This window comes from Chryseobacterium sp. WG14, assembly GCF_024586945.1.
In the GTDB taxonomy this organism is placed as follows: domain Bacteria; phylum Bacteroidota; class Bacteroidia; order Flavobacteriales; family Weeksellaceae; genus Chryseobacterium.
Map to the genome: position 1 here is coordinate 336,592 of NZ_JALCZD010000001.1, position 13,077 is coordinate 349,668.

Here is a 13,077-nt window from a genome sequence, read left to right on the forward strand (position 1 = left end):
AGTTAAATAACAATTTTTATTCTTTAAACAAAAGTAATACTTTTTTTTGATATTCATGAGGAATTGCCTGTGGGAGCTATGAAATAGTGGTTGTAAGTAATGATTTGAAGATCAGGTGTTTATTTGTTTTTCACGCATATCCTCTTTTTTAAATCTCTGAAAAAAACAGATCGGAAATTATCAGGTGTAAGGTGTTGAAAAACAGACTGAAAATTAGTTTTCAGACTATCTGAGATAAAGCTATTTAAAATAAGTGTTAATTTTTATAATCAGAAAAAGAAAGCTATGAAACGGATAGCATTTTTAAATAATACATGATTCATCAGTAAGGTTACAATAATCTGTTTTTTGAAACTGCCAATATGAAAGAGTCAAACTCTTGCCGGTAGCTTCTTCCGACAGGAATATGATGACTGCCAAGAAATACTTCGGTGGTGTTGAAAGCAGTAACCCGATCAGCATTGATCAAAAATGACCTGTGAATTCTTACAAAACCTTTGGAAATAAGGATTACTTGTAAATCTGTTATTTTATTTTTTGAAATAAAACTTTCCTTTGTAGCCAACACTACTTTAATGTCATTTCCCTGGCTCTCAAAATAAATGATTTCTGAAAGAAAAATTTTCCGCTGCATTCCTTCAGTCTTGAATATGATAAAATCTTCCTGGGGAGCCGCTGTATTTCTTAGGATACGTTCTACCGACTTAAAAAAGCGTTCAAAAGTAATGGGCTTAAGGAGATAATCAATTGCTTCCAGTTCAAAACCTTCAATGGCAAAATCACGATAGGCCGTGGTGAAAATAGTTGCCGGTTTCTGAGACAGTGACCTTAAAAAATCAATTCCGTTTAAGTGAGGCATCTGAATATCCAGAAACATCAGATCTACAGGTTGATTCTGAATTATTTTATAGGCTTCCATCGCATTTTCAGCTTTCCCAATTAGTTTCAAATGATCGATTCTGGAGATATGGTTCTCCAGTAATTTTGCTGCCAAAGGCTCATCATCTACTATAATACAGTTAATCATATTGTGAAGGCGTGATTATTTCAACTTTAAAAATATTGTTTTCCCGGGAAATTCTGAAAGTAAAATTTTCATCATAATAATGCCGGAGCTGTTTTTTTATATTTTGAAGGCCAATTCCTTTCTCATTAGCAGCCTGTTCCTCATGAAAAGTATTTTCAATTATAAAGGCCGAATATTTGGCATTGGTTTCCATCTCTATTTTTATTTCTGTCTGCCTAATATTTTTGCCAGCCCCATGTTTAAAGGCATTTTCTACTAAACTGAGATAGAGAAGTGGTGGGATAGTATTGGAGGAGTTTAATACGGTCTGCCTGCTTATCTTTAACCGGCCAGTACTGTACCGGAGACTTTCCAAAGCAATATAATCTTCAAGAATATCCAGCTCATCAGAAACAGATACCCACTTTTTTTGCCCTTTGTATAAAATATAATCTAAAATATCCGAAAGCTGGCTGATAGATCGAGAAGTCTTTTCAGAATGGCTGAGTGAAAGCGAATATATGTTATTCAGGGTATTAAAAAGGAAATGAGGATTTAGCTGGGATTTGAGGGCTTGTAACTCCAGTTCGGCTTTTTCTTTTTGAAGGTCTGCAGCTTTCTCTTTTTCATCTTTGTAGCGCATGAAAAACATCATTGAAATAAAGATAAATGCTCCGCTGATGATAGGAAAAGTATAATAAAGCAGAAGATATTTCAGATCTGTAAAAATGCTGTAAATGCTGTCTTTCGTTTCATTCATAAAAAGAGGTTCAGCAATGTAAACAATAAAGAACCTGTTGATGGCCGAGAGAAGATAAAGGCTTATAATCAAGGATACAGAAAACTCAAGATATTTTTTCCTGTCAAATAAATATCTGAAGAGAAAGAAATAAATAAAATTAGCGGCAATAATCTGAAAAATCCAATGGCAGAAATTATAAATGATGATCTCTGCAGACAACCCATCATATTCGCCATAATTTCTTGCAATACCAAACAGAAATAAAGCTGACCAAAAAAATAACTGGAAATATAGGGTACGTCTGATATGAACCTCTGACTCATTTTTCATCTTCAAAAATATAAAATCTAAAACAGAGCAGGTGAAAAATGTTGCTGAAGACTATCAATTGAGGATGAATAACATGGTTTGATATTCAGACGGCTTATTCTACTGTTGACATCATTTTAGCTGTTTTCCAAATGTCACGGTAAAAAGTATTCCGGAAACTGGCAACATTTGCAAAAAAATGAAATGAAAGAACAGTCAGAAAGGTTGTACGGGTTGGATCATCTGAGATCCCTGGCCATTATATTGGTTTTAATGTATCATTATCGGGCGTTCAGGCATCCGGTCTGGATTGACAGTGTAGGAAGATTCGGCTGGACGGGCGTTGATCTTTTTTTCGTATTAAGTGGTTTTTTGATATCGAGCCAGCTGTTTAAAGAAATAGAAAATAAGGAAACGATCAGTCTGAACATATTTTATACGAAACGTTTTTTCAGAATTATTCCACCATATGGGGTTACCCTGTTGCTGTATTTTACTTTTCCTTTTTTCAGGGAGAGGGAAGCATTGCCGCCTTTATGGAAGTTCATTTCCTTTACTCAGAATTTAGGATTGAATGTAATTGATCAGGGTACATTTTCCCATGCCTGGTCATTGTGCATCGAAGAGCAGTTTTATCTTCTCCTTCCTTTATTTCTTTTGATGGTAAAGCGGATCAAGCTGTTTCAATATATAGCTGTTTTAATTATTCTGCTGATCCCTTTTTCTCTGGTACTCAGATTCTTCATGTGGAACCAGTTTTTAGTTTCCGCTGATAGTAATTCTTCGGAGTTCTGGCGTTTGTGGTATATGAACATCTATTATCCGACCTATGCCCGGTTAGACGGTTTGGGAATAGGGGTGTTGATTGGCTATTTAATGCAGTATTCATCAGTGTTTAAGAGGTTTGTTCACCGTCATGGAAATAAGCTTTTTTTCCTGGGAATGGTACTGCTGGGAGTTTCATTCTGGGTTTGTAATGAGCAGGCTTCAAAAGAAGCTTCTGTCTTTGGATTTACTTTGGTGGCTGTTAGTTACGGAATACTGGTAATGTCTGCTGTATCTGAATCTTCATTTTTTTCCCGGGTTAGATGCTATGCTACCACGCAGCTGGCTGCTTTATCGTATGCCGTTTACCTTTCTCATAAAGGAATCATTCATATGGTACAAACCGGTCTTGATTATTTGGGAGTTCAAACTTCAGACAATATAAGCCTTATGATCTGCTTTTTTGCCTGTATTGGAGGAGGGCTGCTGTACAGGTATTTAATTGAGAAACCATTTTCTAAGTTTAAATACAGACTGTTGAACAGCTCTCATAAATAAGACTAAAGAATCCCCAAATAGGAGTGCTTTTTGGGGATTTAATTTGAAAACAGCAGAAATTTAAAACTTTAAATAAAAAAGCGATCTTACCATTCTGAAGAAGTCCATTTTACCGTAAGCCAGGCTTAAGCTTGGCCGGCGATATTCCGTATTTCTTTTTAAAAGCAAAAGAAAAGTGGGAGAGATCTTCAAATCCTACTTCAAGGAAAATGTCTTTAGGTTTCCTGTTTTTTTCTGCCAACTGGTAGTAGGCGAGTTCAAGCCTTTTGGCAATCAGCCATTTCTGAGGAGTACTGTTAAAATGTCTTTTAAAATCCCGGTTAAAGGTAGAAAGACTGCGACCGGTGAGATACCCAAGTTTCTCCAAAGGCATATTGAACATGAAATTCCGTTCCATAAAATTGACAAGGTCCACTTTTCCCGGAGCATCAAAATGAGTAAGAACTTTATCTACATCTGGATTTACAGATCTGAGGATTGCAATAGCTTCAGTCATTTTAAGAGAAGCAATATGCTCAGGAAAGGTTTCCTCCATTTCAAAATAGGGCAGCAAAGAGTTTAAATAGCTCTTCAGTAACGGATGGTTACTAAAACTATAGATACACTGTTCCGGGAGTATGGGGTTGGGAAGGTCAATTTTTTCATAGTATTGCTTCAGGCGCTCTACAGAGAGATGCAGTACAACGGTTTTATGAGGCAGCCCATCCTTAGGATAGTTGACAACTGTAGCCAGCTGATTTCGGGGAATTAAAAAAGTATCGCCGGCATGGAAGTAATAAGTTTTGCCTGCCTGTATGATTTTGGTTTCGCCGGAAATAAACCACACCAGCATATGATCATCAAACATAAGATCTGACTTGAATAGTTTATCCTCATAACAGGATAATTTGATCTCCTTTGTCAGGTATTTTGAAATATGATCCATGGCTCATGATATTTTTAGATTAATAAATATAATACATTTTGCAGTGTTCTGTTTTGCCTTATTCCACAAGAAATCTGATGCCTGTTATTTTCTCACTCCAGTCCCATAAACGGTTGGCATTGGATTGATCTAAAGAGTATGGTTTTACTCCTTTTGTTACTGTGTTTTCAAGAGCTAATGGAGCAATATCCGTATCTTCACAATATACTCCTCCTATGGTATTAAGTTGTGGACTGATGGCACACCATACTGTTGTGGCAGCACCCTGAGGAATTGTTTTTAAGGTAGAGCGTATTTCCTCAGGGATATTTCCATGAGCGTCTGTCAATCCCATTTTTTGGAAAAGTTCCAGGGGAGCTTCTCTTCCCAATTCTGTACCGGCAATTGACCCCGGATGTACAGAATATACTCTTACTCCCGCTGATCTTGCCCGGTTATCTAGCTCAAGAGAAAAAAGATTAACTGCTGTTTTAGATTGGCCATATCCTTGAAGGGTTTCATATTCACGGGTCAGGAAATTGGGATCTTCGAAATTGAAAGGGGCAAACTGATGTCCTTGTGAGGATACATTAACCACTCTGGCTCCATGAGCACTTTTAAGAGCCGGCCATAATTTTGCTGTTAACTGGAACTGAGCCAGGTAATTCGTAGCCAGCTGCGATTCAATACCCCGTTCATCTCTGCGCAGTGGCACCCACATAATACCTGCATTGTTGATCAACAGGTGAAGAGACCTTCCGGATGCGAGAAATTTTTCCGCAAAATCATCAATAGACAAAGGATCCATGAGATCCATCGGCTCTATTTCTACGTTATCAATTCCCTTCAGGTTTTCTATCGCTTTTTCTATGTTCCGGGCAGGTACAATAACGGTTGCTCCCACTGCAGCCAAAGTTTTAGTCGTTTCCAGACCGATACCTGTATTTCCTCCGGTTACAATGGCAACCTTTCCTGTAAGATCAATCCCTTTGATCACTTCTTCTGCTGTTGACTGTGCATTAAACCCTGAAATAATAGGCTTTTGCATTGCACCCTGATAATTACTGTTTTGCATTGTTTTGGTATTTTAATGGTATACAGCAAAGGTATTCCGGATTTTTCTTTTTCATTTTGTTGTAAGAGTCAATTTACTTTGTTGTAACTGTCATGAATTTGATTTTCTATTGCCTGATGAGGTACCTTTTAAAATGATTTTTGCGTTAAAACATGATTAGTTTTAATAAATTAGCAGATTCAGATAAAACTCAATAAATGAACGTTATTATAATGAAGAATACACAAAATTATGTAAGAATGTTTTTACAAACGGAATCATTCGGAAGAATAAATACAATACGTACAGCAGTGTTATTTATCTTGCTATTTATGTCTCCTACAGGTTTTGGACAAACATCTGCTTCAGCATTTAATACGATATATACTCAAATAAAGCAAAAGAATTTTTTTGAAGCCCATTCATCTTTTGCGGTACATAAGAAAAAACTGCCTGTGGAATATCAATATTTTACAGAAGCGGTGCTTGATAATGCATTTAACAAACCTGAAGAATCTAACAGGAAAATAGCTGAACTGGAAGCCTTAAAAACTTCATTTCCAGACTCGCTGAAGCTTAAAATCTGGCATATTAAAGAAGATAACTGTATGAAACAGTATGATTATGCCGGAGCTAAAAAAGCAGTACAGGAAACTCTTCAACAATATGAAAGTTTGCTTACAGAAGATGAAAAAAATGACCTGAAGAATAATCTGAAAATCTGGACCGCGCTGGAAAATGAGCCCCGTCAGAAAGTGGTATTGAATGGTGCAACCCGTTTGAAAATGGAAAAAGACGGGGCAGGATTGAAAAACCTGAAAGTGAATATTGGAGAAGATACGATGAACTTTATTTTTGATACAGGAGCTAATATTTCTACGATTTCAACTTCAGCTGCTCAACGCTTACATATGAAGATCATTCCGGCAGCTATTGACGTAGATGCTATTACCGGTATTTCCGTTAAAGCCGATCTTGCGGTCTGCAAAAAATTGGTTCTCGGAAATATTACCGTGGAAAACGCTGTTTTTCTGGTATTTGCAGATAGCGCACTCAGTTTTCCTCAAATCAAATACCAGATCAATGGTATCCTCGGATTTCCCGTTATAGAAGCATTAAAAGAAGTTCAGCTGACGCAGGACGATTATTTTATAGTACCCGACACAGAAACGAAAATAAATACAGTCTCCAATCTGGCTATTGACGGATTATCTCCCCTTATTTTTATCGATGGAAAGCATTTTTCATTCGATACGGGAGCCGATCATACCATTTTGTATGCCCCTTTTTATCAGGAGAATAAAAAAAATATTGACAAAGAGTATCAGGTAACTAAAATCAGCATGGGTGGAGCCGGTGGGGAAATTGAATATGAAGGGTTTAAGATCAACCACACTTTTCATATCCTGGATAAGAAAGTTCCTCTTGAAAATGTAAGTGTGCTAACAGCTAAAATTAATAAAGAAACAGTTTACGGAAATATTGGCCAGGACGTGATCCGCCAATTCAACAAAATGACCATGAATTTTGATCAGATGTTTATTAAGTTTGACTGATTATATCTGGAAATTGAGAACAATTATAATAGAATAGCACCATTTTACTCAAATGGTGCTATTTGTTTTAATGAACAGGAAAAACCTGTTCCTTATACAAAATATGATGGATATGAATGTGATTACATAGGCAGGGTAGTTTTTGGCTTTTCCATGTAAAGGTAAATAGCTAATAATTAATATCTCCTGCCATAAGATAGGGTTTAATAAAAAAAATAAAAATATTCAAGTATCATATTTTGACGGAATTAGGAGATATTTTCCGTTATCTTCTTCGATTGAAGTTCTTTTAACAGGAAAATTAATTATATTTTTGAAAATAATTTCATTTACACAATGAGTTGTTCCAAAAACTGTTGTGGAAAACGAACCTTACTATTTATGATGAGAAAATATTCTACTTATATCCTGCTTTTTGGATTTCCTTTGTTCGGGGCACAAACTAAAGTGGTTGAAAAATCCACCTATGAGCAGAACTGGATGTCGTTAGAAAAGGAAAATAAAGCAGTTGCTTTTGATGCTGATATACACTTATCTGATGCTGAACTTACATTAGATAAAAAATTATTTGAACTACGAGCGCAATTCCTTAGCGAAACAGAGAAACAAAAGATCCCTTTATATAACAGCTCTTTTAATGAATTAAAACCGTTGATAGAAGGCAGTAAGCTGTATAAAGTTTTTCAAACAATGCCTAAAGGCGGCTTGTTGCATACCCACAGTGGAGGAGTTACCGATATGAAATGGGTAGTTGCAACTGCAAGAAAATATAAAGAATGTTATGTGTATGACCAAAAAGACAGTGATCAATTTATTGTAGGTCAACTGGCATTTTTTGAAAATGGGAAAGTTCCAAAAGGATTTGTAAGTCTTGATAAAAAACTTCTTTCAGATCCTCATTTTGAAAAAGAATTATTGGAGCTTCTCACTCTGAAGAGGGATAAATTATGTAACTATACCAACTATTGGATTGAGTTTGAGAAACGTTTTCAACGTATTAATCTGCTGTTGCCTTATCGTCCTTTTTTTAAAGAATATTATCTGAAAGGCTTCCAGGATTTGGCGAAAGATAAAGTACAGCATCTGGAAATCCGATATGTTTTTGAAGAACTTTATGATTTTCAACACGGTAAATATCCTTTAAAGAAATCGATTACCGACCTGCAGGATATCGTTAAAGAAGTGCAGAAATCAGACCCTCAGTTCAGCCTGAAACTCATTTATTCAAGTTTTAAGTTTTTAGATCCTGAAAATATTGAAAAGCAGCTTGAAACAGCTTTTGAACTCAAAAAAGAATTTCCGGAGATGATTTCCGGGTTTGATCTTGTGGCAGATGAAGCGGCAGGCCATCCTATTAATTTCTTTGAGAAAAACTGGAGCGCATTGGACGGACTTAGTAAAAAGTATGGTGTAGAAATGCCTCTTTTCCTCCATGCCGGTGAAAGTAATTCAGTCTTTAATAAAAATGTTTTTGATACTTCATTGTTGAATAACCGAAGGATTGGTCATGGCCTAAACCTGATCTATTTTCCGAAAACGATGGAGCTGATCAAAAAACAGAATAAACTGGTTGAGGTAAGCCCAATCAGTAACCAGATTTTAGGATATGTAAGTGACTTAAGGAATCATCCGGCAAGAGTGTTATTAAGTAATGGGGTACAGTGCTCCATAAACAGTGATGATCCGTCGGTATACGGATATGAAGGGCTTAGCTACGATTTCTGGGTTGCTTTTGTCTATTGGGAGTTGGATGTAAAAGCCTTGAAAAAACTGGTTTTTAATTCCATTACCTATTCTTCTATGAATGACAATGAAAAAAAGCTTGCTATTACCCACCTGAATAAACAGTGGAATGATTTTGTCCAAAAAACCAACTCAGTAATAACACAGTCTACCCAATAAATTTTAGTACTATAAAATAAAATAGCATCATTGAACATGGTGCTATTATTATTTAGGGATTTATATATTGTAAACTATAGTAAAAAATCAGTTGTTTTCATAGCCATCTCTTTTGAGTTCTTTTTCAATTTCATCAATTTCCGGTAAAGGAATATGGAAACTGTTTTCAATATAAGCCAGGATGCTTTCATCCGTTTTATTATTTATTTTTCTGATAAAAAGCTGGTTGCTGGATTCCAGAGACTTAATATAGCTCAGGATGTCCTGCTTGTTTTTGAAAATTGATTTCCCGATTACCGCTCTTTTATCATCATTGACGATAATATCACTGAAGGATGTATTCATAAGAACGGTCTGAAAAAATGATTCCGCAGGTAAGAACGTATAAAGGTAGTACTCCTCAAAATCCATTACTCTTTTATTGTTGGTAAGGAATAGGCAGGTTTCTCTTGTAAACATAAACCATTTTCCGCCAATATAAGGTGTCACTCCTTTCATAAACTCTCTTTTATAAATGAATGAGGAGATCACATGGGCTAGTTCCGTAAAATGATTCTGTATTCGCTGTAGGGTATCCGGCCTGTAAAACTTTTGATCATAATAAAAAAGATAATTTCGGCCGTTATTGACCGTAAGGAATTTACGGATGATTTGTTGAGATTTAAGCGGATAATCTTCACCGCTAAGGTTAATAAAATAATCCCACTCCCGGCTTACATTCAAGAGAAACTCCATCGCGTTGAGTTCAGCCTGAATCATACTGAAGCCTCCCGATACAATATTCAGGCTATCTAAAATATAGACATTGGGAAACTGAACAGCATACTGTTGAATCTCTTCTGTGAACTGTGATGTAGATTTCCGGTCGATATGAATAAGATAGAACTGATCCCGGGTATAAATCTTCTGAAACATGGCTTTAAATACTTCAGGCTTATGATGTACCATAATAAAATAAGCAATTCGTACATGCGGCACAGCTTGTAATGGTAATGTTTTTCGGTAAGGGTCTGTTGTGGGAGAAGGTGTTTGCATAGTTAGGAAGATTAAAATCATCCGCGCCTGCAAACAATTCGTTTAAAGTGCATAAATTACGAATAAATTTTTGATAATCAATTCATTAAAAATGGGTTTGTTTGCTTTCTTTATTGTATGTTTGCAGATGTTTATAAAACAGGTCACTGCCTTTGCTACTCTGTAATAGTTTAAAATCACAATTTTTTCTTTCAGTTTTGCTTTTTCAGCTGCCATTTATAATCTTATTTCAATTGCGGAAGATAGAGATTATAAAAGTCCTATTGTACATAGGAGCGATACGTTATTGCAGGTTAATCAGTAATATTTTTAATATTATTGCTACAGCTAGAGCAAGCAAAATGATAAGCTGAGAAAGAGTATTCCTTATTTGTTTATCCTAAAATACATCAACACAAATTCTGATAAACAGATTTGCTTACAAACTGCCGGAAGCCCGGAATTTATAATGAATTTTAAAAATTTAAACTTAATCAATCCCATTATCCGTGCTGTTACAGAAGCTGGTTATTCCAAACCTACCGAAATACAGTATACTGCAATTCCACAGATTTTAGCAGGAAAGGACATCGTAGGATGTGCACAGACAGGAGCCGAAAAAACGGCTGCCTTTGCTATGCCTATTCTGCAGTTACTTAAAAGGTATACCCCTGAACATAAAGAAATACGGGCTCTAATACTTACTCCAACCCGGGAACTGGCACTGCAGATAGAAGAAAACTTTGGCGTATACAGTAAATATTTACCATTATCACAACTTTCTATTTATGGAGGTGTTTTAGCCGGAAGTCAGCTTGCTGCACTCAGAAAAAGGGTGGATATTCTGGTCGCTACTCCCGGAAGACTTTTAGATTTAGTGAACCAAAGGCATATTGATCTCTCTAAAATTGAGATTCTTGTGTTGGATGAAGCAGACAGAATGCTTGATATGGGGTTGGTAAATGATGTGAAAAAAATTCTGAAGCTGGTTCCGCAGAAAAAGCAGACCCTGTTCTTTTCGGCAACCATGCCGCTAAACGTACGGAAATTTGCAGAAACAATTCTCATCAACCCTGTAGAAGTTACAGGAAACCCTACTTATCCAATATCACAAACTATTATTGATCAGTCAGTCTATTTTGTAGAGAAAGAGAGCAAAAAAAAAATGATTTGCTGATTGATAACAGCTATTTTATAAATAAATCTGTAGAGTTTACAGATCAAAATATACACAATTTTTAATATTAATTACAATGCAAGAAGGCACCGTAAAATTTTTCAATGAAGCAAAAGGCTTCGGGTTTATTTCTCCAGCAGACGGGAGTAAAGACATATTCGTACATTCTTCAGGATTAAACACAAAAATGATCCGTGAAAATGATAAAGTAGTTTTTGAAGTACAAAAAAGTGATAAAGGTTTAAACGCTGTTAACGTAAAATTAGCATAATTAAACCTGTTTGCAGATGTAAAAAATCATGTACTGCATAATTGCAGTCAGATTTTTTTACAGACTCAAAATCCATACACTTTTAGTATCTGGAATATTGTTTGAAAGAACATTAATGTAAGTTACATTGTGTTCATTAACCTCTTGCATAAAGCAAGAGGTTTTTTAAAAATTTGCTGAAAAGAAAATTAATTGATTTGAAATTAATTAATTCGGACTGATATTTGAATACTAAAATACTGACATCGGTTTGAAGAAAAGTTGTTGTACCAATGACTATAGCAAAATAAATGTTCATCCAACATACAGACCCCATCGGGGCAACCAAATAATATGATTACTATCAACAGTTATAATGAATATAAGGCTTATGAAGGTCAGATGATCGGAGTCTCCGGCTGGCATACAATAGACCAGGACCAGATCGACAAATTTGCTGAGGCCACCTTAGATTATCAATGGATTCATGTCGATAAAGAAAAGGCAAAAAATAAAAGCCCCTTTAAATCTACCATTGCTCATGGCTATTTAACATTATCATTGATTCCTTATCTCTGGAAGCAAATTGCTGATGTGAGAAATGTAACGATGGAAATCAATTATGGGATCGAGAACTTTAAATTTGGACAGGCAGTTCCGGTCAATAGTGACGTCCGGTTACAAGCCACAGTGAAATCTGTGACCAATCTCAAAGGAACTGTAAAAGTGCTGGTTGAGGCAAAACTCTTAATCAGAGATCACCAAAAACCGGCGTATACAGGTGATGTTATTTTCCTGTATCATTTTTCGTGATAGATCCATTGTTTTCTTTCTCAATGTACAAGCCTGTTTACATTAATTAAAAATTTAATCGCAAAAGCTGATTGAAACGCTATAAACACTTTAGTTTATTAAACTTAAGTGTTCAAGAATCTTTGTGACTTTTGACTACGTCGAATCTTCGATTTGTGGTTGAAATAAAAACGTTTAAACAAGTTCTGCATAAGCTTCCAAAACACTTTTACTTTTTTCCACAAAATAAAAATCTAATGTGAGGCGGTATTGCCTCATATGAGCTCTTTGTATTACAATGACACAGATTGTCGAAAAATATTCCAGACTCTCATTTCATTATGGAATTGGTTTAATCCGCAGTAAAACCAATTATATCCGGACAGTATACCTCATATTTTCATAGAGGATTATAGAAACATGGATCGCGATAGGCATTGTTTTTAGGATATGGGAATATTATTCATGAAAACAGTTCAAATTAAAGCAGGCGGTCGGTAGGTGAGAATTATGTCGTTTTGTTGCAGAAAATCATATATTTACAATATGGGAGAACTATTAACTGAAGAAGTGTTTTCAGCACCACGATGGCAGAAAATAACCTATCGTATATTAAGTATTTTGGTATTTGTATTAGGGATTAACGTTCTCATGATAAAAAATGCAGGATGGCTGCTTTTTTTAGCTCCCCTGATTTTCTTTATTGCTGTTTCCATGTTTTTATTTACCCGCCAAAAACTTATTATTTCAAATGATGAAATACGTTTTGTTGGTGGTTTTAAGACTTATCTTATTTCCTGGAATGATATGACGAAGGTTGATATGGTGAGACTTGGAAAATATAAGACATCCACTGCTACGATTTATTACTCCGGTGGAAAAGTGGATTTGAACAAAGGTTTTTACCTTGAACCCCAGTTCAAAAGGATTTTATCACTCCTGGAAGCTAAAACTAATCCGGAAATATTTACAAAGAGATACTGGGAAACCCGCAGTCAGATTAGTCACGGTTATGGTTTGGAAAAATAATATAAACTGGCTTTACGTT

General features: G+C 35.6%; 12 protein-coding genes. 7 read left to right on the plus strand and 5 right to left on the minus strand.

All coding sequences use genetic code 11. From position 1 onward, the window contains the following. Positions 1-331: 331 nt before the first annotated feature. Together MP478_RS01385 and MP478_RS01390 are read right to left on the minus strand one after the other, a co-directional pair. Positions 332-1,027: a LytTR family DNA-binding domain-containing protein gene (locus MP478_RS01385; protein ID WP_230035826.1), complete on the minus strand. Its 696-nt coding sequence runs from the start codon at positions 1,025-1,027 to the stop codon at positions 332-334. Further along, positions 1,020-2,078: a sensor histidine kinase gene (locus tag MP478_RS01390; protein WP_257199358.1), complete on the minus strand. Its 1,059-nt coding sequence runs from the start codon at positions 2,076-2,078 to the stop codon at positions 1,020-1,022. Before MP478_RS01390 ends, MP478_RS01385 begins: the two co-directional genes overlap by 8 nt. 183 nt (positions 2,079-2,261) lie before the next feature. Between MP478_RS01390 and MP478_RS01395 the strand changes: the two genes are divergently transcribed. Further along, a complete protein-coding gene (locus MP478_RS01395; RefSeq protein WP_257199359.1) occupies positions 2,262-3,380 on the plus strand; it encodes an acyltransferase in 1,119 nt (372 codons plus the stop codon). Positions 3,381-3,489: 109 nt separating this feature from the next. Here the strand turns inward: MP478_RS01395 and MP478_RS01400 are convergent, their stop codons facing one another. Further along, positions 3,490-4,305, minus strand: coding sequence for an AraC family transcriptional regulator (locus MP478_RS01400; RefSeq protein WP_257199360.1), 816 nt, complete (start codon positions 4,303-4,305; stop codon positions 3,490-3,492). A gap of 58 nt (positions 4,306-4,363) precedes the next feature. Beyond that, entirely contained in the window at positions 4,364-5,359 is a 996-nt protein-coding gene (locus MP478_RS01405) for an SDR family NAD(P)-dependent oxidoreductase (RefSeq protein ID WP_257199361.1), read from the minus strand. A 197-nt stretch (positions 5,360-5,556) separates the two neighbouring features. Between MP478_RS01405 and MP478_RS01410 the strand changes: the two genes are divergently transcribed. Both MP478_RS01410 and MP478_RS01415 read left to right on the plus strand, forming a co-directional pair. Then, positions 5,557-6,894, plus strand: a complete 1,338-nt coding sequence (locus MP478_RS01410) for a retropepsin-like aspartic protease (protein WP_257199362.1) — start codon at positions 5,557-5,559, stop codon at positions 6,892-6,894. Positions 6,895-7,275: 381 nt separating this feature from the next. Next, positions 7,276-8,796, plus strand: a complete 1,521-nt coding sequence (locus MP478_RS01415; protein ID WP_257199363.1) for an adenosine kinase — start codon at positions 7,276-7,278, stop codon at positions 8,794-8,796. A gap of 87 nt (positions 8,797-8,883) precedes the next feature. Here the strand turns inward: MP478_RS01415 and MP478_RS01420 are convergent, their stop codons facing one another. Further along, a complete protein-coding gene (locus MP478_RS01420) occupies positions 8,884-9,831 on the minus strand; it encodes a beta-1,6-N-acetylglucosaminyltransferase (RefSeq protein WP_257199364.1) in 948 nt (315 codons plus the stop codon). 448 nt (positions 9,832-10,279) lie between these two features. On the opposite strand from MP478_RS01420, the gene MP478_RS01425 reads away from it, so the two are divergent. The 4 genes from MP478_RS01425 to MP478_RS01440 all read left to right on the plus strand — a co-directional run bounded on the left by MP478_RS01425 (position 10,280) and on the right by MP478_RS01440 (position 13,058). After that, positions 10,280-10,987, plus strand: coding sequence for a DEAD/DEAH box helicase (locus MP478_RS01425; RefSeq protein ID WP_230035840.1), 708 nt, complete (start codon positions 10,280-10,282; stop codon positions 10,985-10,987). A gap of 76 nt (positions 10,988-11,063) precedes the next feature. Then, positions 11,064-11,258: a cold-shock protein gene (locus tag MP478_RS01430; RefSeq protein ID WP_047486471.1), complete on the plus strand. Its 195-nt coding sequence runs from the start codon at positions 11,064-11,066 to the stop codon at positions 11,256-11,258. Between the two features lie 333 nt (positions 11,259-11,591). Further along, complete coding sequence (locus MP478_RS01435; RefSeq protein ID WP_257199365.1) at positions 11,592-12,050, plus strand: MaoC family dehydratase; 459 nt, start codon at positions 11,592-11,594, stop codon at positions 12,048-12,050. Positions 12,051-12,575: 525 nt separating this feature from the next. After that, complete coding sequence (locus tag MP478_RS01440) at positions 12,576-13,058, plus strand: hypothetical protein (protein ID WP_257199366.1); 483 nt, start codon at positions 12,576-12,578, stop codon at positions 13,056-13,058. Positions 13,059-13,077 lie beyond the last annotated feature (19 nt).

Excerpts from the sequence above, each read along its gene's own strand:
- MP478_RS01385 (WP_230035826.1), bottom strand. The coding sequence starts at position 1,027 with ATGATTAACTGTATTATAGTAGATGATGAGCCTTTGGCAGCAAAATTA.
- MP478_RS01390 (WP_257199358.1), bottom strand. The coding sequence starts at position 2,078 with ATGAAAAATGAGTCAGAGGTTCATATCAGACGTACCCTATATTTCCAG.
- MP478_RS01395 (WP_257199359.1), top strand. The coding sequence starts at position 2,262 with ATGAAAGAACAGTCAGAAAGGTTGTACGGGTTGGATCATCTGAGATCC.
- MP478_RS01400 (WP_257199360.1), bottom strand. The coding sequence starts at position 4,305 with ATGGATCATATTTCAAAATACCTGACAAAGGAGATCAAATTATCCTGT.
- MP478_RS01405 (WP_257199361.1), bottom strand. The coding sequence starts at position 5,359 with ATGCAAAACAGTAATTATCAGGGTGCAATGCAAAAGCCTATTATTTCA.
- MP478_RS01410 (WP_257199362.1), top strand. The coding sequence starts at position 5,557 with ATGAACGTTATTATAATGAAGAATACACAAAATTATGTAAGAATGTTT.
- MP478_RS01415 (WP_257199363.1), top strand. The coding sequence starts at position 7,276 with ATGATGAGAAAATATTCTACTTATATCCTGCTTTTTGGATTTCCTTTG.
- MP478_RS01420 (WP_257199364.1), bottom strand. The coding sequence starts at position 9,831 with ATGCAAACACCTTCTCCCACAACAGACCCTTACCGAAAAACATTACCA.
- MP478_RS01425 (WP_230035840.1), top strand. The coding sequence starts at position 10,280 with ATGAATTTTAAAAATTTAAACTTAATCAATCCCATTATCCGTGCTGTT.
- MP478_RS01430 (WP_047486471.1), top strand. The coding sequence starts at position 11,064 with ATGCAAGAAGGCACCGTAAAATTTTTCAATGAAGCAAAAGGCTTCGGG.
- MP478_RS01435 (WP_257199365.1), top strand. The coding sequence starts at position 11,592 with ATGATTACTATCAACAGTTATAATGAATATAAGGCTTATGAAGGTCAG.
- MP478_RS01440 (WP_257199366.1), top strand. The coding sequence starts at position 12,576 with ATGGGAGAACTATTAACTGAAGAAGTGTTTTCAGCACCACGATGGCAG.